General features: G+C 58.5%; 16 protein-coding genes. 7 read left to right on the top strand and 9 right to left on the bottom strand.

The window, feature by feature from the left end:
- Nucleotides 1-23 precede the first annotated feature (23 nt).
- From AC2FH0_RS10145 to xdhA, 6 genes are read right to left on the bottom strand one after another with little or no spacing between them, the layout of a single operon-like run.
- Nucleotides 24-944, bottom strand: a complete 921-nt coding sequence (locus tag AC2FH0_RS10145) for an ABC transporter permease (RefSeq protein ID WP_142638949.1) — start codon at nucleotides 942-944, stop codon at nucleotides 24-26.
- A 2-nt stretch (nucleotides 945-946) separates the two neighbouring features.
- On the bottom strand, nucleotides 947-2,029 hold the full coding sequence (locus tag AC2FH0_RS10150; RefSeq protein ID WP_142638948.1) for an ABC transporter permease: 1,083 nt from the start codon (nucleotides 2,027-2,029) through the stop codon (nucleotides 947-949).
- A gap of 35 nt (nucleotides 2,030-2,064) precedes the next feature.
- Nucleotides 2,065-3,582, bottom strand: coding sequence for an ABC transporter ATP-binding protein (locus AC2FH0_RS10155; RefSeq protein ID WP_496692272.1), 1,518 nt, complete (start codon nucleotides 3,580-3,582; stop codon nucleotides 2,065-2,067).
- Nucleotides 3,579-4,514: a xanthine dehydrogenase accessory protein XdhC gene (gene xdhC, locus AC2FH0_RS10160; protein ID WP_496692273.1), complete on the bottom strand. Its 936-nt coding sequence runs from the start codon at nucleotides 4,512-4,514 to the stop codon at nucleotides 3,579-3,581. Before xdhC ends, AC2FH0_RS10155 begins: the two co-directional genes overlap by 4 nt.
- Nucleotides 4,514-6,838: a xanthine dehydrogenase molybdopterin binding subunit gene (xdhB, locus tag AC2FH0_RS10165; protein ID WP_496709678.1), complete on the bottom strand. Its 2,325-nt coding sequence runs from the start codon at nucleotides 6,836-6,838 to the stop codon at nucleotides 4,514-4,516. Before xdhB ends, xdhC begins: the two co-directional genes overlap by 1 nt.
- Nucleotides 6,835-8,196: a xanthine dehydrogenase small subunit gene (xdhA, locus tag AC2FH0_RS10170; protein ID WP_496789246.1), complete on the bottom strand. Its 1,362-nt coding sequence runs from the start codon at nucleotides 8,194-8,196 to the stop codon at nucleotides 6,835-6,837. The genes xdhB and xdhA overlap by 4 nt, the downstream gene beginning before the upstream one ends.
- Nucleotides 8,197-8,539: 343 nt before the next feature.
- On the opposite strand from xdhA, the gene dnaE reads away from it, so the two are divergent.
- The 3 genes from dnaE (at nucleotide 8,540) to AC2FH0_RS10185 (ending at nucleotide 12,716) form a co-directional block, all read left to right on the top strand.
- Nucleotides 8,540-12,040, top strand: a complete 3,501-nt coding sequence (gene dnaE / locus AC2FH0_RS10175; RefSeq protein WP_496789248.1) for a DNA polymerase III subunit alpha — start codon at nucleotides 8,540-8,542, stop codon at nucleotides 12,038-12,040.
- Between the two features lie 89 nt (nucleotides 12,041-12,129).
- Entirely contained in the window at nucleotides 12,130-12,342 is a 213-nt protein-coding gene (locus AC2FH0_RS10180; protein ID WP_496709675.1) for a YMGG-like glycine zipper-containing protein, read from the top strand.
- Nucleotides 12,343-12,362: 20 nt separating this feature from the next.
- Nucleotides 12,363-12,716 carry a hypothetical protein gene (locus tag AC2FH0_RS10185; RefSeq protein WP_496692277.1) on the top strand — a complete coding sequence of 118 codons (354 nt, stop codon included), beginning with the start codon at nucleotides 12,363-12,365 and terminating at the stop codon, nucleotides 12,714-12,716.
- Between the two features lie 4 nt (nucleotides 12,717-12,720).
- On the opposite strand, the gene AC2FH0_RS10190 is transcribed toward AC2FH0_RS10185, so the two are convergent.
- Nucleotides 12,721-12,915 (bottom strand): SlyX family protein, encoded by a 195-nt coding sequence (locus AC2FH0_RS10190; RefSeq protein ID WP_142638896.1) that lies wholly within the window; start codon nucleotides 12,913-12,915, stop codon nucleotides 12,721-12,723.
- A gap of 128 nt (nucleotides 12,916-13,043) precedes the next feature.
- On the opposite strand from AC2FH0_RS10190, the gene hisS reads away from it, so the two are divergent.
- Genes hisS through hisG form a run of 3 tightly spaced genes read left to right on the top strand, consistent with a single transcriptional unit; the run spans nucleotide 13,044 to nucleotide 16,309 of the window.
- On the top strand, nucleotides 13,044-14,531 hold the full coding sequence (hisS, locus tag AC2FH0_RS10195) for a histidine--tRNA ligase (protein WP_496709674.1): 1,488 nt from the start codon (nucleotides 13,044-13,046) through the stop codon (nucleotides 14,529-14,531).
- Between the two features lie 3 nt (nucleotides 14,532-14,534).
- A complete protein-coding gene (locus AC2FH0_RS10200) occupies nucleotides 14,535-15,623 on the top strand; it encodes an ATP phosphoribosyltransferase regulatory subunit (protein ID WP_142638892.1) in 1,089 nt (362 codons plus the stop codon).
- A complete protein-coding gene (gene hisG, locus AC2FH0_RS10205; RefSeq protein ID WP_496703847.1) occupies nucleotides 15,620-16,309 on the top strand; it encodes an ATP phosphoribosyltransferase in 690 nt (229 codons plus the stop codon). Before AC2FH0_RS10200 ends, hisG begins: the two co-directional genes overlap by 4 nt.
- Here hisG and AC2FH0_RS10210 read toward each other — a convergent pair whose 3' ends face one another.
- Nucleotides 16,310-16,741, bottom strand: coding sequence for a DUF1489 family protein (locus tag AC2FH0_RS10210; protein WP_281973647.1), 432 nt, complete (start codon nucleotides 16,739-16,741; stop codon nucleotides 16,310-16,312).
- 128 nt (nucleotides 16,742-16,869) lie between these two features.
- Between AC2FH0_RS10210 and AC2FH0_RS10215 the strand changes: the two genes are divergently transcribed.
- Nucleotides 16,870-19,152, top strand: coding sequence for an adenosylcobalamin-dependent ribonucleoside-diphosphate reductase (locus AC2FH0_RS10215; RefSeq protein ID WP_142638886.1), 2,283 nt, complete (start codon nucleotides 16,870-16,872; stop codon nucleotides 19,150-19,152).
- A 595-nt stretch (nucleotides 19,153-19,747) separates the two neighbouring features.
- Here AC2FH0_RS10215 and AC2FH0_RS10220 read toward each other — a convergent pair.
- On the bottom strand, nucleotides 19,748-20,224 hold the full coding sequence (locus AC2FH0_RS10220; RefSeq protein WP_496789249.1) for a hypothetical protein: 477 nt from the start codon (nucleotides 20,222-20,224) through the stop codon (nucleotides 19,748-19,750).
- Nucleotides 20,225-20,305 lie beyond the last annotated feature (81 nt).

A 20,305-nucleotide genomic window follows, 5' to 3' on the forward strand; every position in this document is an offset into this window, starting at 1 on the left:
CAAGTTGGTTCAGTTGTCCCCGTCTAGTGCGAGGCATGGAATATCCGGCCGAGTGAGGCAGGTGCGCTGCTTTTGTCGGCGGAAAGGATCACAAGCACAAGGATCGTGATGATGTAGGGCGACATTGCCAGATACTCGACCGGGATGGCAACGCCCGCTGCCTGCAAATTCAGCTGCAACACGGTGATACCGCCGAACAAATAGGCACCCAGCAGGGCGCGCCATGGCTTCCAACTGGCGAAGACGACCAAGGCCAAGGCGATCCAGCCGACACCGGCTGTCATGCCCTCGGTCCACTGTGGCACCCGGATCAAGCTGATATAGGCCCCACCCAGCCCGGCACAGGCACCGCCGAACAGGATCGCCATGATGCGGATCTTGATCACCTTATAGCCAAGCGCATGCGCCGCATCGTGGTTTTCACCTACCGCGCGCAGGATCAGTCCGACGCGAGTGTATTTAAGCGTAGCCCAGACGGCCGCTGTCAAAGCGATGCCGACATAAAGGATCGGGTCATGCTGAAACAGGATCGGGCCAATCACCGGAATATCGCTGATCACCGGGATATGGATATCGCCCATGCTGGGGGGTTTGACACCCACATAGCTTTGACCGAGCAGGGCGCTGAACCCTAAACCAAACAGAGTAAGCGCCAGGCCACTGGCAACCTGATTGGCCAGCGCCACCTGCGTCAGCAGCACAAACAGCAGGGACAGTACTGCACCGCCTATGGCCGCGGCGACAAAGCCCAGCCAGGGCGACCCAGTCTCGACCGAGATCGCAAAACCGCTGATCGCGCCAACGATCATCATGCCCTCTACGCCAAGGTTCAGAACTCCTGCTTTTTCGACGACCAATTCACCGATCGCGGCCAGAAGCAGGGGAGTTGCAGCCACCATCAGTGACGCGACCAGAAGTACGGGATTAATCTCACCAAGGTCCATGATTACGCCACCTCGCTACGGGCCGCACGGATGCGGTAGTTGGTCAAAAGGTCGAAGGCCAGCAGGAAGAACAGCAGCATCCCCTGGAATACTTGAATAGCCGCGGCAGGAAGACCCATTTGGGACTGCGCGATTTCACCACCGATATAGGTCAATGCCATTAGGCCACCGGCTAGCAGGATGCCCACCGGATGCAGTCGACCCAGAAAGGCCACGATGATCGCGGTAAAGCCATAGCCGACGTTAAAGTCGATGCTGACAACACCCGAGGGGCCCGAGACTTCGAACATCCCCGCCAGCCCGGCCAGTGCGCCTGACAGGCCAAGACAGAACAGGATCAGTCGTGCTGGGTTTACCCCGGCGAATTTGGCTGCGCGCGGGGCCTCACCCGTCAGGCGGATGTGAAAGCCCAGCATGTGCCGGTTCAGCAGGATATAGGAAAAGATCACGGCTATCAGTGCGGTCACAACGCCCCAATGCATCCCCGATCCTGCGATCAGCTCGGCATTATGCGCACTCTCATAGGATTGCAGATTGCGTGAACCCGGAAAACCGAACCCTTCGGGATTTTTCAGCAGTCCCAGCGAGACCGAGGCCATCATCTGTTCAGCCACATAGACCAGCATCAGCGAGACCAGAATTTCATTGGTGCCAAAGCGCACCTTCAGAAAGGCCGGAATAGAGGCCCAGAGCCAACCGCCAAGCGCACCTGCCATCACCATGATCGGAAAGACATACCAGGCATCCAGCGGGTAAAAGGCCAGCCCGGCGCCCGCGCCAAAGATGGCGCCCATGATATACTGACCCTCGGCGCCGATGTTCCAGATACCGGCGCGGAAGCCTAACGACAGGCCAATCGCAATCAGCACCAACGGCGCGCCCTTCACCAGCAGCTGCGGGCGGTAATAAAAGGCGAATTCACCGAACAGAGGCTCCCAGAAAATGGTGCCGATGGCCTGAACCGGGTTTTTACCCAGGACGGCAAACAATATGCCGCCAAACAGCATCGTCGCCAGTACCGCCACAAGCGGGGTCGCATAAGACCACGCCTTGGACGGCTGTGGTCGTTTCTCCAATACAATCATCTGCTTACACCCCCGTCGTCATATTTTGTTTTGCATCAGACATGGGCTACCTCCATGCCATGTGCACCGCCCATCATCAGGCCGATCTCATCCACGGTCAGACCCGTGGTTGTGCGTGGCGCGCTGAGCCTGCCTTCGTTCAGGGCGGCAAAGCTGTCCGAGATTTCCATCAATTCGTCCAGATCCTGGCTGATGCAGACCACCGCCGTGCCCTTGGCGGCAAGGTCCAGAATGGCCTGTCGGATCGACGCAGCGGCAGCGGCGTCCACCCCCCATGTGGGTTGGTTCACGACCAGTACATCGGGGTTCTGCAACACCTCGCGTCCGATCACGAATTTCTGTAGGTTGCCGCCTGACAACGACCGGGCCGCATTCTCGGGCCCCGGCGTGCGCACATCAAAGGCGCTGATGATCTTTTCAGCAAAGCTTTTGGTTTCTGCCCATTTCAAGAACCCGTTTCTTTCCAACCCTTCGCGGACCGATCCGGTCAGTAGGGCGTTTTCGGTCAGGCTCATGTCTGGGGCGGCTGCATGTCCCAACCGCTCTTCGGGGGCGGTCAGCACGCCCAGCTTGCGCCGTGCGGTTGGGCCCAGTTTGCCAATCGGCTGGCCATCGAATTTGATCGCATCGGCAGCTGTCTGGATTTCGCCAGACAGGACACCCAGTAGTTCGTCCTGTCCGTTGCCGGCAACACCGCCAATTCCCAGCACTTCGCCCTTGCGAACTGTCATGTGGACATTCTTCAGCGCGGTGCCGAATTCAGACGGTGAGGGCACGGAAAGCCCGCTGACATCCAGCGCGACCTCGCCGAACTCGCGGCCTCCGCGCTCAGGTGTTTGCAGGGTTGAACCGACCATCAACTCGGCCATCTCCCGGGCCGAGGTTTCAGACGGAACGCATTCGCCCACATTCTTGCCCAGACGCAAGATCGTAGCGTGGTCGCATAGGGTGCGGATTTCTTCAAGCTTGTGCGAGATATACAGGATCGATGTGCCTTCAGACCGCAATTTATTCAGCGTTTCGAAAAGGATATCGACTTCTTGCGGAGTCAGAACACTGGTTGGTTCGTCCATGATCAAAAGCTTTGGATCCTGCAGAAGGCAGCGAATGATCTCAACCCGTTGGCGTTCCCCCGCAGACAGGTCGCCGACTGTACGAAAGGGGTCCAGCGGTAGGCCGTAGGTTTCCGAAACTTCCCGAATGCGCGAGGCCAGGTCGCCCATTGGCGGCGGGTTCTCCATCCCCAATGCGATGTTCTCGGCCACGTTCAGCGCGTCGAACAGCGAAAAATGCTGAAATACCATCGCGATTCCGTCAGCACGCGCGGCGCGCGGCTCGGGCGGAGCAAAGGGTTGGCCACGCAACAGCATTGTGCCGTTGTCTGGCTTCACCAAGCCATAAATCATTTTGACCAGTGTAGATTTTCCCGCGCCGTTTTCGCCCAACAGGGCATGAACTTCGCCCTCACCGATGTCAAAGGACACCTGATCATTGGCCACGACGCCGGGATAGGCTTTGGTCAGTCCTTGCAAACTTAGCAGTGGAGTGGTCACGCGCTCAGATCCTTCTTCAAATTGTTTTGCCCGATCGGGCGCAGCAGTTGTGCTGCGACGCCCACGGCAATCATCTGCGGGTGCTTGCCCAGGCCCGGGTCGCCAATCGGGCAGGTGATCCGGCTGATCCGATCGGGCGAGTGCCCCAGCGCCGCCAGCCGAGACCGGAACCGCGCCCATTTCGTAGCCGAGCCGATCAGCCCCGCAAAGCGGAAATCGTGCGAAAGCAGACGGTTGCACAATTCCAAGTCCAGATTGTGTGAATAAGTCAGCACCAGATGTTCAGCATCACGCGACGCATGCCGAACCAGTTCCGCTGGTTTTGCGGCAGGGACGGCGGTGACTCCGTTCGGTACGGTTTCCGGAAACCGCTTGGATCCTGTATCGACCCAAGTGATTGCGAGATCGGGCAGCGGTGACAGGACATCCACCAAGGCGCGACCGACGTGACCCGCGCCCCAGACCCACAGTGTACGCGCGGGTTTGTGGACCGGCTCGACCATCCAGCCTTCGATCAGCTGTGCCTCTGGTGCAATCCCCTGTCCGCGGGCTTCGGTCAACAGGCGTTTGACCGACAGTGGCATGTCCTGGCCCGATGTTGGTCGCGCGATGATGCTGTCGTCCAGATCGTTGATGTTGTTGCGGTCATAGACCTCGCTTAGCAAGGAAACAGCGCCACCGCAGCACTGGCCCATGTCGGGGCCAAGCGCGTGATGGGTCAGGCGCGCTTGGGCGGTTTGTATCCGCGCCGCTTCGGCTGCCTGAAACTCAAGTGTGCCGCCGCCGATCGTGCCGGATTGCCCGTCCTGCCAGACCAGCATTGCGGCACCAACCTCACGTGGGGACGAGCCCTTGATCCCGGCGATGACTACCCGGATCACGCGCCCATGGGTTTTGACCGCCTCCCTCAAAGTCTCAAGGTCAAATCCCATCAGTCGTCCCCCTTCATCCTTTGGACACCATGCCAGACTTCTTCTGCCGTGGCGGGGGCATCCAATGCGGGGTAGCTGTTTCCGCAGGCCGCCACCGCATTCGACAGTGCCAGCCAAGCGGATATCCCAAGCATGAATGGAGGTTCGCCTACCGCTTTCGAGCGATAGATCGTGTCCTCACGGTTTTCAGCCTCCCAAAGCGCAACGTTGAAGATGTCGGGGCGGTCGGAACAAGCCGGGATCTTGTAGGTCGATGGCGCATGGGTGCGCAGATTGCCTGTGCCATCCCAGACGAGTTCTTCGGTCGTCAACCAACCCGCGCCCTGCACATAGCCACCTTCGACCTGACCGATATCCAGCGCAGGGTTCAGCGACGCGCCCGCGTCATGCAGGATATCCGTGCGCAAGATGCGGTTCTCACCGGTTAGTGTGTCCACGGCAACTTCGGTGATCGAGGCGCCATAGGCGAAGTAGAAAAACGGACGACCTTGGCCTTTGATCCGGTCCCATTCGATCTTGGGTGTCTTATAGAAGCCGGTGGCCGAAAGGCTGATGCGGCCCTGATAGGTCAGCGCAGCCGCTTCGGCAAAGGTATAGCGTTCCTCACCAACCGATACATGACCATCCCCGAAGGTGACAGCCGACGGGTCGGCCTGATGTCGCTCGGCCAGATACTCTGCCATCCGGTCGCGGATTGTGTCACAGGCGGCTTTCACCGCCATGCCGTTGAGATCGCTTCCCGAGGATGCCGCCGTTGCCGAGGTGTTCGGCACTTTGGCCGTGTCTGTGGCGGTGATCTTCACCATCTCTAGCGGAATACCAAAGCGTGAGGCGGCAACCTGGGCCACTTTTTGAAACAGGCCCTGGCCCATCTCGGTGCCGCCATGGTTCAGGTGCACGGACCCGTCCTGGTACACATGCACCAGCGCGCCGGCCTGATTCAGATGGGTCAGGGTGAAGGAAATGCCGAACTTGACCGGAGAGAAGGCGATGCCCTTTTTGATCACGCTGTTCTCGGCATTCCATTTCTGAATTGCTGCCTTGCGCGCGGCATAGTCGCTGGAATTCAATAAGGCTTCGGTCATGCCGTGAAGTTCGAAATCTTCGACTTCCATGCCATAAGGGGTGGTGTTTGGCGTATCGCCGCCATTGCGATCAGGGGCATGGTCATCGGTACCCGCCGGGGCAGCGTAATAGTTCCTGCGGCGCAGTTCGACCGGGTCCAGACCCAGCTCATGCGCGGCGTGGTCCATGACGCGTTCGATTCCAACCATACCCTGAGGGCCTCCAAACCCCCGATAGGCGGTGGCAGATTGGGTGTTGGTTTTCAGCCGGTGACTTTCGATCCGCGCATTGGGCAGCAGATACGCATTGTCGGAATGCAGCATCGCCCGGTCCGCGACGGGCAGCGACAGGTCTTGTGCCCATCCGCATATGGCGTGGTGCAGAAAGGATACCCCCTGAATATGCCCATCCTGATCGAACCCGGCCCTATAGCTAATGCGAAAGGCATGCCGCTTACCGGTGATGATCATGTCGTCATCGCGGTCATAGCGCATCTTGCAGGCTGTGCCGGTTGCCCGCGCAGCCACTGCGCAGGAAACAGCCAGAGCGTTGCCCTGGCTTTCCTTGCCCCCGAACCCGCCGCCCATGCGCCGGGTTTCAACGCGCACAGCATGCATGGGAACGCCCAGAGCCTCTGCCACTTTGTGCTGAATCTCAGTCGGGTGCTGGGTTGAACTGTGGACCAGCATATCAGCACCCTCATTCGGCACCGCCAGTGCAGCCTGACCTTCCAGATAGAAATGCTCTTGCCCGCCAAGCTCAAAACTGCCTTCGATCACATGCGCCGCGCCTGCGATGGCGGCATCTGCATCACCTTTGGTGTAGATGCGCGGGCCGTCCTCGAACCGACTGTCGGCGGCCAGCGCCTCTTCAATCGTCAGAATTGGTGTTTCTTCAGTATAGTCGATCTTGCCCAGTCGTGCAGCTTTGCGCGCGGCCAGATGGCTGGTGGCGACAACCAAAAATACGGGCTGCCCGATATAGTGGACAGAGCCGTCCGACAACAAAGGTTCATCGTGAATGGACGGTGAGACATCATTCGCAAAGGGCAGGTCTTCGGCGGTCATCACCATGACGACACCGTCGGCGGCTTTGACTGCAGACAGGTCAATCGCGGCGATTGTGCCCTTGGCGATGGGACTGAGACCAAAGGCCAGATGCAACGTGCCTTTTGGTGTTGGGATATCGTCCACATAGCGGGCCGAACCGGACACATGTAGCGGCGCGGCGTCATGAGGCAGTGGTTTTGTCACGCTCATGCCGACACCTCCAGCACATTGGTTACCTGGCCCTGATCTTCAAGGAAATAACGTTCCAGCATCGCTTTCGCCGTCTCAAGGCGGTAATGAGCCGAGGCGCGCATATCTGACATTGGCGCGTAATCCTCGGCAAACATCGTCAGAGCGGATTGAACGGTAGCAGCTGTCCATGGCTTGCTGGTCAACGAAGCTTCGACTTGAGTGGCGCGTTTCGGAACGCCCGCCATGCCGCCAAATACGATGCGCGCCTGAGTGACGGTACCTTCTGCAACGGTAATGTTGAAACACCCACAAACGGCCGAGATATCCTGATCAAACCGCTTGCTGAGCTTGTAGCATTTCAACCGATCCGCCTGGCGCGGGAAGCTTACGGCTTCGACGAATTCTCCGGGTACGCGATCCTGTTTTCCATAGTCGATGAAGAACTCTTCCAAGGGCAGCGTTCGCCTTGTGTCGCCTTTGCGCAGGTGCAGGCTGGCGCCCAGGGCAATCAGTGCAGGCGGGTTGTCACCGATTGGTGACCCATTGGCGATATTACCGCCTACGGTTGCGGCGTGCCGCACCTGTACGCTGGCATAGCGGCGGATCATTTCAGCATAAGAGGGGTGCAGATCCCCCAGCGCTTCGCCCATGCGGTTCATATCGACCATGGCACCAAGGCGAATTTCATTGTCAGTAACCGTGATCTGTTTCAGATCATCGCAACCGTTCATGAAGATTACTGTTTTCAGGTCGCGCAACTGTTTGGTGACCCAAAGACCTACATCGGTCGCGCCAGCGACCAGGGTGGCCTCTGGGTGTTCGGCATAAATGGCGGCAAGCTCGTCCGAGGACCGCGGCAGCATAGGAGAAGCGGCGGGTGCTGCGTCAGGCTTGTCCTTGACCCAGACGGGAACAGGGTGCTTTTCGGCGGCTTTGGCGGCACGGATAATCGGCGCATAGCCCGTGCAGCGGCACAGGTTCCCGGCCAGCTGTGTGTCGTGATCGGTTGCACCATTCGCATGCCCGGCCACCATCGACATTACAAAGCCGGGGGTGCAAAAGCCACATTGCGACCCGTGCAGATCAACCATTGCCTGCTGAACCGGGTGGGCCTTCCCGTCCGGGCTGCTGGCGCCTTCGACGGTGCGCACCGCTTTGCCGTGGAGCTGAGGCAAGAATAGAATGCAGGAGTTCAGAGCTTTGGCTCCTCCCTGATCCGTCACCATGACAGTGCAGGCACCGCAATCACCTTCGTTGCAGCCCTCTTTGGTGCCGGTCAGAGAGCGATCCTCGCGCAGCCAATCCAACAAGGTGACTGTCGGATCGACATTCGCCAACTCCACTGTCTCTCCGTTCAGAAGAAACGTGATATCCATTCGTGAAACCCGTCGCGTTACCGAATTGCGCCTCTGAATGCTCTCCTTCGATGCGACGTAGAAAGAGTGCGGGCGGATAGCTTGCCACTAGATGTTAGAAACAGCGCAGCCAATCTGGCAAGAAAAACCGCGCTTCTGATGTATCATTTCATTGGTCCGATCCTTGTGTTTCATGTGGTTTCGATGTTCATCACCTTGAAACTAAAAGGTTTTGTAGCATGTTTCATCCTCAGAGTCCGAAGCACCTTATGGATTTCCCGAACAATCAACGCATGTTTTTTTGGCAATCCGAACCTACGGTTCAGGCTTTTGTACCACCACTGGCTGCGATAGCGTGGGCGGCATGAGCAGCACTCCACGATTCATCCACCTCCGCGTTCACACCGAATATTCCCTGCTGGAAGGCGCCGTGCGGCTGAAAAAGCTGCCTGGTCTGTGTGAAAAGCTTGAGATGCCCGCCGTCGCCGTCACGGACACCAACAGCATGTTCTCTGCGTTGGAGTTTTCGGTCACCGCCAGCGGAGCGGGCGTTCAGCCGATCATGGGGTGCCAGGTCGATCTGACCTACCTGCAGGCGCAACCGGGCGAGAAAGCGAAAGCCCCCGCGCCGCTGGTGCTGCTGGCGCAGTCAGAGGCCGGGTATGAAAACCTAATGAAGCTCAGCTCTTGCCTGTATGTGGACAAGGGCGGGCAGTTGCCGCAGGTGACATTGGATGAACTGGCAGAGCGCTCGGATGGTCTGATCTGCCTGTCTGGCGGCCCTGACGGACCGGTGGGTCGCTTGTTGCAGCAAGGGCAGCGCCCAGCGGCCGAGGTCTTGGTGGATCGCCTTGCAACCATGTTCCCGGATCGTCTGTATGTCGAACTACAGCGCCATCCAGGCGAGGGTGGTCAGCCCGAGGCCGAACGTCTGACCGAGCGCGGCCATGTTGAAATGGCCTATGCCAAGAACCTGCCGCTGGTGGCTACCAACGATGTCTACTTCCCGACCACGGACATGTACGAAGCGCATGATGCGCTGATCTGTATTGCCGAGGGCGCTTATGTCGATCAGCAGGATGGCCGCCGCCGTCTGACCGCACAGCATTATTTCAAGTCGCAGCAGGAAATGGCGACCCTGTTCGCCGATCTGCCCGAAGCAATCGAAAACACGGTCGAGATCGCCAGGCGCTGTGCGTTCATGGCCTATCGCCGCGATCCGATCCTGCCGAAATTCGCCGATGACGAGGTGGCCGAGCTGCGCCGCATAGCCAATGAAGGTCTGCAGAAACGTCTGGCCGTGATCCCGCATGCGGTAACCCCTGAAGAGTATCAGAAGCGGCTGGATTTCGAACTGGACATCATCGAGGGCATGGGGTTTCCGGGTTATTTCCTGATCGTTGCCGATTTCATCCAATGGTCAAAGGATCAGGACATCCCGGTTGGGCCGGGGCGGGGCTCGGGCGCGGGGTCGCTGGTGGCCTATGCGCTGACGATCACCGACCTTGATCCGTTGCGTTATTCGCTGCTGTTCGAACGTTTCCTGAACCCCGAACGGGTATCGATGCCTGACTTCGATATCGACTTCTGCATGGACCGCCGCGAAGAGGTGATCCGCTACGTGCAGCAGAAATATGGGCGCGACAAGGTTGGGCAGATCATAACTTTTGGCGCGCTGCTGTCGAAGGCCGCCGTGCGTGACATCGGGCGGGTTTTGCAGATGCCATATGGGCAGGTGGATCGCCTGTCCAAGATGATCCCGGTGGAAGGCGTCAAACCCGTCTCCATCGAGAAGGCGTTGAAAGATGAACCCCGGCTGCGGGAAGAGGCGCGTAACGAGGAGGTTGTGGACCGTCTGCTGACTTATGGCCAGCAGGTCGAGGGGCTGTTGCGAAACGCGTCGACCCACGCGGCTGGTGTGGTGATTGGCGACCGTCCGCTGGATGCGCTGGTGCCGCTGTATCAGGATCCGCGTTCCGACATGCCTGCGACCCAATTCAACATGAAATGGGTAGAACAGGCCGGTCTGGTTAAATTCGACTTTCTGGGTCTGAAAACCCTGACCGTGATCCAGAATGCGATGGATCTGATCTTCAAATCCGGGCGCGACCTGCACATCGCTGCTGATGGCACCGAGCTGTACGAAGCCGCCGAGGGGGCCGCGAACCAGATCAACGCCATCCCGCTGGATGATGAAGCGACTTACAAACTCTACTCAGCGGCCAAGACCGTAGCGGTGTTCCAGGTGGAATCCTCGGGCATGATGGATGCGCTCAAGCGGATGAAACCGGATTGTATCGAGGATATCATCGCCCTCGTCGCGCTATACCGTCCGGGCCCGATGGAGAACATCCCCAAGTTCTGCGAGGTCAAGAACAAGCTGAGTGAACGGGACACGCTGCACCCTTCCATCGACCATATCCTGGACGAAACCCAAGGCATTATCGTCTACCAGGAACAGGTTATGCAGATCGCTCAGGAAATGGCGGGCTATAGCCTTGGCGGAGCGGATTTGCTGCGCCGCGCGATGGGTAAGAAAATTCAGGAGGCGATGGATGCCGAGCGGCCTAAGTTCCTCAAAGGCGCTGCTGAGAATGACGTGGACGAGGCTAAGGCGACCGAGGTCTGGAACCTGTTGGATAAATTCGCCAACTATGGCTTCAACAAATCCCACGCTGCCGCCTATGCCGTGGTCAGCTATCAGACCGGCTGGTTGAAGGCGAACCACCCGGTCGAGTTCATGGCCGGGGTCATGAACTGCGATATCCATCTGACTGACAAGCTGGCGGTTTACTTCGAGGAAGTCCGCAAAGGGTTGGAACTGCCTTACATACCGCCCTGCGTGAACCGCTCGCAATCCACGTTTGACGTGGTGGATCAGCATCTGGTTTACGCGCTGGGCGCGTTGAAAAACGTCGGCGTTGAGGCTATGAATTTGGTAGTAGAAGGACGTGCAGGCAAACCGTTCGTCAACCTCTTCGACTTTGCCCGCCGCGTTGATCTGAAGAAGGTCGGCAAGCGGCCCTTGGAAATGCTGGCGCGTGCTGGCGCGTTTGATGAACTCGACAAGAACCGCCGCCGCGTCTTCGAAAGCCTTGATCCACTGGTGCAATATTCAGCTGCGATCCACGATCAGAAGAACTCGAACCAGGTATCGCTGTTCGGCGAGGCGGGCGACGACCTGCCCGAGCCACGCCTTTCGCCGACGCCGGACTGGTTGCCTGCCGAGCGTTTGAGCGAAGAGTTCAAGGCCATCGGATTTTACCTGTCCGGCCACCCGCTGGATGATTATATGCCTGCCCTAAAACGCAAGCAGGTACTGGCACTGGATGAGGTGATGGAAAAGGCACGCTCGGGTCCGCTGATCGCCAAGATGGCCGGTGTAGTGGCTGGGCGGCAGGAACGGAAATCTGCGCGCGGAAACCGGTTTGCCTTTGCCCAACTTTCTGACCCTACAGGTGCCTATGAGGTCACACTGTTTTCCGAAACGCTGGAGAAATCCCGTGAGTTTCTGGAAACCGGTGCACAGGTGGTGCTGACCGCCGAAGCAACGATGGAGGCCGATCAACTCAAACTGCTAGGCCGGTCCGTCGGGCCGGTAGATGCAGTCGTGGCCGAGGCAGGGGCGACCGGGCTGCGCATTTTTGTTGACCAGTCGCAGGTTCTGCCCACAGTTGCCAAAGTTCTGGAAGATGCCGCTGGCGCAGCCAAGGGGGCTGCGAAAGGGCCTATCCATCTGTGCCTGCTTGATCCTGGCCTGCCGGGAGATGTCGAGATGGACCTCGGCCAGGAATTCCCGATCAACCCGCAGATCAAAGGGGCGATCAAGTCGCTGGACGGCGTGATGTCGGTTGAGGAAATCTGACCGCCCCGGAAAAGTTGCCTGACATTCGCCCGCCGGATAGGCTGAGGACTGAAAGAGATTTTCTGGTGATGCCACAGGAGGGCAACCATATGACGATCCCACATTTCGGTTTTCGAACATTGATATTGGCAGCGTCGGTGGCCTTGGTCACCGCCGGGTCGGTGGTGGCGGACGACAAGAAGAAAAAGAACACCATCGAAGGCGCGTTGATCGGGGCGGGCGTCGGTGCTTTGATTGGTGATGGCAAGGGCGCGGCAATCGGTGGCGTGGCCGGGGCCCTTATTGGACATAACTGGAAATGACTACGATGCGTTTGACCCAAATGAAAACCGCTCTCGCAAGCCTGTGCATGATCGTTCCGGGCATGGCCATCGCCGACGAAGCTGCTGAACAAATGGTTCAGGACGCATTGCCCGTCATGTATCATACCTGTGCAACGGTGGTTGAAGAGTCGGACGGTGATGAGGCCTATATCTATGCGGTTGTCGAGAAGATGACAGCGCTGTCGATCTATAACCGCCAGATTGATATCAATGATCACGCAAGCACGGACGAGGACAAAGCGAAACTGCGCGAGACCTTCATAGCCGCATTGAGAGAGGGCTGCGCCGAGGACCAGCATGCCCTGTTGGGCGGGGTTGTCGACAATGCGGTGAAAACGACGCTCGGCTTGTAATCGCTCAGTAATGCGGCGGGCGTTCGTCTCCTAGGATGATGCCGCCTGATCCTTCTTGTGCCCGTTCACCTTCGCGGCGCATCAGCACCTCAACCCGGCGGGTCAAGTTGTCGATCTCATCCTGCTGGCGCGTGACGATTGTGTTCAGATCTTCGACCGTGCGGGTCAGATGGGCGATCTGCTCTTCCAGATGTTGCATTGGAAACTCCTGTCTCGGGCCGGTCATAACGGCACCGGCTGTGCAAGGCCAGCGAAAGCGCGCCTTGCCCCGAAACGGGCCATGGGATAGACCGCGCGCGGAACACTTAACGCCCAAGGACGCCCCAAATGGCCAAGCCCAAGAAACAGCCCCGCCCCAAGGCCGTAACGCCGAAAGGGTTTCGCGACTATTTTGGCGAGGAAGTCACGCAGCGCACCGAGATGCTGTGGACTATCGCGGGTGTCTATCATCGCTATGGCTTTGATGCTTTGGAGAGCAGCGCGGTCGAAACGGTCGAAGCGCTGGGCAAGTTCCTGCCTGACGTGGATCGCCCGAACGAAGGCGTCTTTGCCTGGCAGGAATTCGATGAGAACGACAAGGGCGATTGGATGGCCCTGCGCTATGACCTGACCGCGCCATTGGCCCGCGTCTATGCGCAGCACCGCAACGATCTGCCGACACCGTATCGCCGCTATGCGATGGGTCCGGTCTGGCGCAACGAAAAGCCAGGCCCGGGGCGGTATCGTCAGTTTTATCAATGTGATGCGGATACGGTGGGTACCGCATCAATGGCGGCGGATGCCGAGATTTGCGCCATGTTGTCGGATACGCTGGAAACCGTGGGCATCCCGCGCGGTGACTATCTGGTGCGGGTGAATAATCGCAAGGTACTGAACGGCGTGCTCGAGGCGATGGGTCTGGGCGAAGACGCCGCCGCCCGTGACAGCGTGCTGCGCACCATCGACAAGTTCGATAAGGTGGGCGAAGCAGGCGTGCGCGAATTGCTGACCAAGGGTCGTCTGGACGCGTCAGGTGCCTTCATCGACGGCGTGGGTCTAAGCGATGATCAGGCAGAACCGGTCATCGCCTTCCTGACCTCCAAAGCTGCAGATACCGCAGGAACGCTGGCCAATCTGCGTGCCGCCGTGGGTGACAGCCAAATCGGTGCGGATGGCATTGGCGAACTGGAACAGATCGGGACCTTGCTGGAAGCCGGCGGCTATGGCGCGGATCGGATCGAGATTGACCCATCGGTCGTGCGTGGGTTGGGCTATTACACCGGTCCGGTCTATGAGGCCGAGTTGACCTTTGATATCTTTGACGAGAAAGGCCGCAAGCGGCAGTTCGGCTCTGTCGCAGGCGGCGGGCGCTATGACGATCTGGTCAAGCGATTCACCGGGCAGGAAGTGCCCGCGACCGGCGTCTCGATCGGGGTTGACCGTCTGCTGGCCGCCCTGCGCGAAAAGGGGCGGATCAGCGCACAGGCCAAGGGGCCGGTGGTTGTCACCGTCATGGATCGCGACCGCATGGCGGATTATCAGGCCATGGTGGCCGAGTTGCGCAATGCGGGCATCCGGGCCGAGGTGTATCTGGGCAACCCCAAGAACTTTGGCAATCAGCTGAAATATGCGGACAAACGGAACTCACCCATTGCGGTGATCGAAGGCGGCGACGAAAAGGCGAACGGGATCCTGCAGATCAAGGACCTGATCCTCGGTGCCAAGATCGCCGAAAGCGCCACGCTTGAGGAATGGAAAGAACGCCCCAGCCAGTTCGAGGTGCCGCGCGGTGATCTGGTCGCCAAGGTGCGCGAAATTCTGGACAGTCAGGACTGAGCCATGGCCAACCGTACTCAGATACAGACGCGCGCAGCAATGATGCGGGTGCGATTTGAGACCGCAGGTGCCCGGGTTGTTGATCCGCCTCTGTTGCAACCGGCTGAAACGTTGCTGGACCTCTATGGGGAAGACATTCGCGCCCGTGCTTACGTGACCTCGGATGCGCTGCATGGTGAACAAATGCTGCGCCCGGATTTCACGCTGCCGGTGGTGCAAATGCACATGTCCGACGGTGCCGAACCGGCGCGCTATACCTATTCGGGTGAGGTGTTTCGACGGCAGGAACACGATCCGGATCGCGCGAATGAATATATCCAGGTCGGGTATGAGGTGTTTGATCGCACCGATCCGGCCAGTGCCGATGCCGAAGTGTTTTCGCTGTTTGCGTTGCAACTGCGTGGGTTGCCCCTGCGGGCGGCAACCGGGGATATCGGTATCCTGACCGCTGCTGTCCAGGGGCTGAGGACTTCCGACCGGCGCAAGGCGGCCCTGATGCGCCATCTGTGGCGGCCCCGCCGTTTTCGCGTCTTGCTGGACCGTTTCGCTGGGCGCAAGCCGGGGCCTGAAGGACGCAAGACCTTACTCGAGGCTGCTGACCCTTTGGCAACCGACGCGCCTATGATCGGCAAGCGCCGCGCCTCTGAAATTCAGGCGCGGATCGAAGCCCTGCGTGAGGATCGTGATACCCCACCGATTTCCGACAACGAATTGGCCGGGTTGGAAACCCTGCTGAACGTCCGCGAAACCATGCCCTTTGCGCTTGAACAGCTGCGCGACGTGGCGGTGGACTTGCCGCAGATCACCCCGGCACTGGACCGGCTTGAGGCGCGGATCGCGGCCTTGCAAGCGCGCGGCGTGGATGTGGACAGGTTGGATTTCGAAGCGTCTTATGGCCGGACCTCGATGGAGTATTATGACGGGTTTGTCTTTGGTTTCTACGCCGAGGGCCGGCCGGATTTGCCACCCATTGCCACTGGGGGGCGCTATGATGCACTGACCCGCCACTTGGGCAAAGGGGCAGAAATCCCTGCAGTTGGCGGCGTGCTGCGCCCGGACCTGATGCTGGAGATTGAGGAGGACGCCCAATGAGCCTGAAACTGGGCGTGCCTTCAAAGGGCCGGTTGATGGAAAAGACCTTTTCGTGGTTCGAAAAGCGCGGCATCACCCTGTCTCGCAGTGGGTCGGACCGCGAATATGCCGGTAAGGTGGAAGGGATCGAGGGTGTCTCGCTGATCCTGTTATCGGCGGGGGAAATTCCGCGTGAATTGGCTGCTGGTCGCATTCATCTTGGCGTCACCGGAATTGATCTGGTGCATGAAAAACTGCCGCGCTGGGAACAGCAGGTCGAAGAAGTTTCTCCGCTTGGGTTTGGCAAGGCCGATCTGATCATCGCTACGCCAGCCTGCTGGGTCGACGTGGACACGCTTGATGACCTTGACGCGGCGGCGGCGGCTTTTCGCAAGACCCACGGCCACCGCCTGCGGATTGCCACCAAATACCACCGGTTGGTGCGTGAATTTCTGACAGATGCGGGCGTGGCCGATTATACGCTGGTCGACAGCCAGGGGGCGACCGAAGGCACGGTAGTGAATGAAACCGCCGAAGCGATTGCCGATATCACATCAACGGGGGAAACCCTGCGCGCCAACCACCTGAAAATTCTGACAGACGGGTTGATCCTGCAATCGCAAGCAACCCTATGGCGCAGCCGGGTGGCCAAGTATACGGACGAAGACAAGGATGTTCTGACTGAGGTGCTCGACCGTCTGGCCTGATTACAGCACGCCGATATCCGCCAGCGCGCGGTTCAGATCATCGGGCAGGGCATCGTCCTGCGCGCGGGTTTTTGGCAGATCGGCGGGGGTGTCCTCGGGCTTGAGATAACGCCACCCCTGAAAGGGGCGCTTCAGGGCGTTCTGGGTGCGATGAACCTCAGGATCCAGAATAATGGCGCAGCGGCGAATGCCGTCATCCCCGATCACTTCGTCCATACGTAGGATGCGCTGACGGCATTGCACAACGCCTTTGATCACCCAATAGATTGATCCGCCATTCAGAATCTCTGCCTCGCGTTTGGGCCACATGCGTGTCACGTGGCGCGGCAATCCGTCCTCGTACAGAGGCATGCGACTCTCCTGCCATGCGATCAGCGTGTCGACGCTTTCTGATCCGACGGACAGTTTTATGAGGTTTACGTACTTATCCACAGCTTTCCCACAGAGTCGTCCCAAGGCTACCTTTATATTGTAGCCTTCTGCACCGCTTCATCAAGGTGTTGTGGTGAAGGTGCGAATTGGGCTAATCTGGATACCTCTTTCAAGACAGGGAATCACCAATGAGCCGCTTTGCCGCCCCCATCGCCGAGCAGATCTGGGACATGAAATACCGCTTTAAACAGGCGGATGGAACACCCATCGACCAAACGGTTGAAGACAGCTGGCGCCGTATCGCTCGCGATCTGGCCCGCGTGGAACAGGACCCTGCTCATTGGGAAGACAAGTTCTTTGAGGCGTTGGAGGATTTCAAATATCTGCCCGCCGGACGCATCACCGCCGGTGCGGGCACTGCACGCCGGGTGACCCTGTTCAACTGTTTTGTCATGGGAACCATACCAGACAGCATGGGCGGTATTTTCGATATGTTGAAAGAGGCCGCCCTGACCATGCAGCAGGGTGGGGGGATCGGCTATGATTTCTCAACCATTCGTCCGCGTGGGGCGGATGTACACGGGGTGGCGGCGGACGCCTCGGGGCCGCTGAGCTTTATGGATGTGTGGGACGCGATGTGCCGCACGATCATGTCCGCGGGGTCGCGCCGCGGGGCGATGATGGCGACCATGCGCTGCGATCATCCCGATATCGAACAGTTCATCACCGCCAAATCCGACCCGGCCCGTCTGCGCATGTTCAACATGTCGGTTCTGGTGACAGATCCGTTCATGGAGGCAGTCAAGGCCGATGGCCCGTGGGAACTGGTGTTTGATGGCAAGGTCTATCACACCATCCAGGCCCGCGATCTATGGAACAAGATCATGCAGGCCACTTACGACTATGCCGAGCCAGGTGTGATCTTCATCGATCGGATCAATGCGGCCAACAACCTCAGCTATGTCGAGACCATCGCGGCGACGAACCCCTGCGGTGAACAGCCCCTGCCGCCGTATGGCGCCTGTCTGTTGGGCTCGATCAACCTGGCGCGTCTGGTGGCCGGACCGTTCGAGGATGCCGCACATCTCGATGAGGCCGCGCTGCAAGAGCTGGTCGCCACCGCCGTTCGCATGATGGACAATGTGGTCGACGCCTCGAAATTCCCGCTGGCCGAACAAGAGGCCGAGGCGCAAGATAAACGCCGCATTGGTTTGGGTGTCACCGGGCTGGCCGATGCACTGTTGATGCTGGGTCTACGCTATGGCTCTGACGAGGCGGCGCGTCAGACCGAGCGCTGGTTGCACGCAATCGCCCGCGCCGCGTATCTGGCGTCGGTCGATTTGGCAAAGGAAAAGGGGGCGTTTCCCTTGTTCGAAGCCGAGAAGTACCTGGCCAGCGGCACAATGCTGCAGATGGATGACGACGTACGCGATGCGATCCGCGAACACGGCATCCGCAACGCGCTGCTGACGTCGATTGCCCCGACGGGGACGATTTCCCTGTACGCGGGCAACGTCTCTTCGGGGATCGAGCCGGTCTTTGCCTATGCGTATACGCGCAAGGTCCTGCAAAAAGATGGCTCACGCACCGAAGAAGAAGTCGTGGATTACGCTGTTCAGATGTGGCGCGACAAGTTTGGTGATAAGGACCTGCCCGACTATTTCGTCAACGCGCAGACGCTGCCTCCGTCTGATCATGTCAAGATGCAGGCGGCGGCACAGAAATGGATCGACAGCTCGATTTCCAAGACGATCAACTGCCCCGAGGATATCAGCTTTGACGCTTTCAAAGATGTCTACATGCAGGCCTGGGATCAGGGCTGCAAAGGGTGCACGACCTATCGCCCCAACGATGTGACGGGGTCGGTTCTGACCGTATCAGAGAGTGCCGACAAAGCTCCTGGAGAAAGTGCGGATGCGCCGCACGAGGTTGATGGCGGCGATGTCATCTATATGTCCGAACCGCTGGACCGCCCACAATCGCTAGAGGGGTCAACATATAAGTTGAAATGGCCCGACAGCGAGCATGCGATTTACCTGACCATAAATGACATTGTCATTGGCGGCCGCCGTCGTCCGTTCGAGGTATTCATCAACTCCAAGAACATGGAGCATTATGCATGGACGCTTGCGCTGACCCGCATGATCTCGGCCGTGTTCCGTCGGGGCGGTGATGTGTCCTTTGTGGTCGAGGAACTCAAGGCGGTGTTCGACCCGCGTGGCGGGGCCTGGGTGAAAGGCAAATACATCCCCTCGATCCTGGCCGCGATTGGCGGAGTGATCGAGCAGCACCTGATCAATATAGGCTTCCTTGAGGGCGAAGGGATGGGGCTGAAATCCGACCCTCAGGCGCAAGTGGTCAACCTCGACGGCCCCCGCGGCAAAGCCTGCCCGTCCTGCGGTCAGTTCGACATGGTGATGATCGAAGGATGCATGACCTGCCGTAGCTGCGGTCACTCTAAATGCGGGTGATCTGAAGTAGTGGGTTTGTTGTTGATACACCAAGCAATTGAGACCCAAATCAGCGATTTTTTCGCCCAAAGACAAGGTCTTTGTCGCCCAAGTATCAAAATCCCCTTGTTATCATAGGGGCGGGAAAGCGTTTGATGTTTCTTAACAGATGCTTTCTCAGCCAGTATCAATAGTACGAAGGTATTAGCGTGCGTCCGGCAATAGGGCTGTTTCATTCTATGACGACATCACAGCATATCTTTCTCATACGATTTTTCTGATCTGCCCCTGTTAGGGCCGACCGGTAGCTGCTGATAATTTATCTTCTTTTGCGCTCGTTTTCGGTCGGTTTGTCTCACTGGATAGATGAGGGAACTGCTATGAAGACCATCAAACTCCTACTTGCCACGGATCCCAACTTTGAAAATCGTGCACTCACGCATCGATTCACTGAATATTTGAAGAAATAGCGCAAAACGCGGCTGGCCAGAGAATTCATCGGAGACGATGAACATTCGGTCGATCTCGGCGGAGATGATTTCGATAAAGTTGCTCGCGAACTATCGGATAGTGTCGCGCTAACTTGAGATGACAAGCGGCGCATCAAAAATCTAGTTCAGCGCAGCCCACAACACAGGGCTGAAGCCTCAGGTCTTGGGCATCTCTCGGAGAAAGAAATCCAACGACTGCGCCCACTAATGAATGAGGTTCGCTTGGTGGAGCCGAGAGGCGAGCACTGGGTGGACGAGACAGTATCTTCTTTACATGAAGAAATGCCGTGGATGTCTGCCGCCACCAATGAGGGCTGGCACGCGTTGCGGCGCATCTCTAGTACCAAAGATACAATCTCGTTGCCGAAGGACAGGTCCGTGTACATATAGTCGGTGAGAAAGCTCCATTTCCCGTTACTGGCGGCAAAGGCTCCCATAAAGGCAAAGTCCAGATTCTCAAGCGCGTCGCCAAACATGAGTGCGCCCTTGATCTGCCCTGAGGGTGTATCGATTGCGGTTTTGGTCTCGGGCGCGAACAGGTAGATCGTTGCCTCGTAGTTCCAGTCAGTATTCTGAGCAGACGCGGGCCCGGATGCCGGCAACTGCCGGCACGATTGCGGTCAAGATCGTTTTCATAGGCAGTGCCTTTTGAGCTAACATTTCATTGTGTGCCGGGTGGCTTC

Source organism: Ruegeria sp. CDSC051 (assembly GCF_059610665.1).

Bases quoted from the DNA above. Each gene is read 5' to 3' on its own strand.
- AC2FH0_RS10200 (WP_142638892.1), top strand. From the start codon at position 14,535: ATGGCCAACCGTACTCAGATACAGACGCGCGCAGCAATGATGCGGGTG.
- xdhA (WP_496789246.1), bottom strand. From the start codon at position 8,196: ATGGATATCACGTTTCTTCTGAACGGAGAGACAGTGGAGTTGGCGAAT.
- hisG (WP_496703847.1), top strand. From the start codon at position 15,620: ATGAGCCTGAAACTGGGCGTGCCTTCAAAGGGCCGGTTGATGGAAAAG.
- xdhC (WP_496692273.1), bottom strand. From the start codon at position 4,514: ATGGGATTTGACCTTGAGACTTTGAGGGAGGCGGTCAAAACCCATGGG.
- AC2FH0_RS10145 (WP_142638949.1), bottom strand. From the start codon at position 944: ATGGACCTTGGTGAGATTAATCCCGTACTTCTGGTCGCGTCACTGATG.
- AC2FH0_RS10190 (WP_142638896.1), bottom strand. From the start codon at position 12,915: ATGCAACATCTGGAAGAGCAGATCGCCCATCTGACCCGCACGGTCGAA.
- hisS (WP_496709674.1), top strand. From the start codon at position 13,044: ATGGCCAAGCCCAAGAAACAGCCCCGCCCCAAGGCCGTAACGCCGAAA.
- AC2FH0_RS10150 (WP_142638948.1), bottom strand. From the start codon at position 2,029: ATGATTGTATTGGAGAAACGACCACAGCCGTCCAAGGCGTGGTCTTAT.
- AC2FH0_RS10215 (WP_142638886.1), top strand. From the start codon at position 16,870: ATGAGCCGCTTTGCCGCCCCCATCGCCGAGCAGATCTGGGACATGAAA.
- AC2FH0_RS10180 (WP_496709675.1), top strand. From the start codon at position 12,130: ATGACGATCCCACATTTCGGTTTTCGAACATTGATATTGGCAGCGTCG.
- AC2FH0_RS10185 (WP_496692277.1), top strand. From the start codon at position 12,363: ATGAAAACCGCTCTCGCAAGCCTGTGCATGATCGTTCCGGGCATGGCC.
- dnaE (WP_496789248.1), top strand. From the start codon at position 8,540: ATGAGCAGCACTCCACGATTCATCCACCTCCGCGTTCACACCGAATAT.
- xdhB (WP_496709678.1), bottom strand. From the start codon at position 6,838: ATGAGCGTGACAAAACCACTGCCTCATGACGCCGCGCCGCTACATGTG.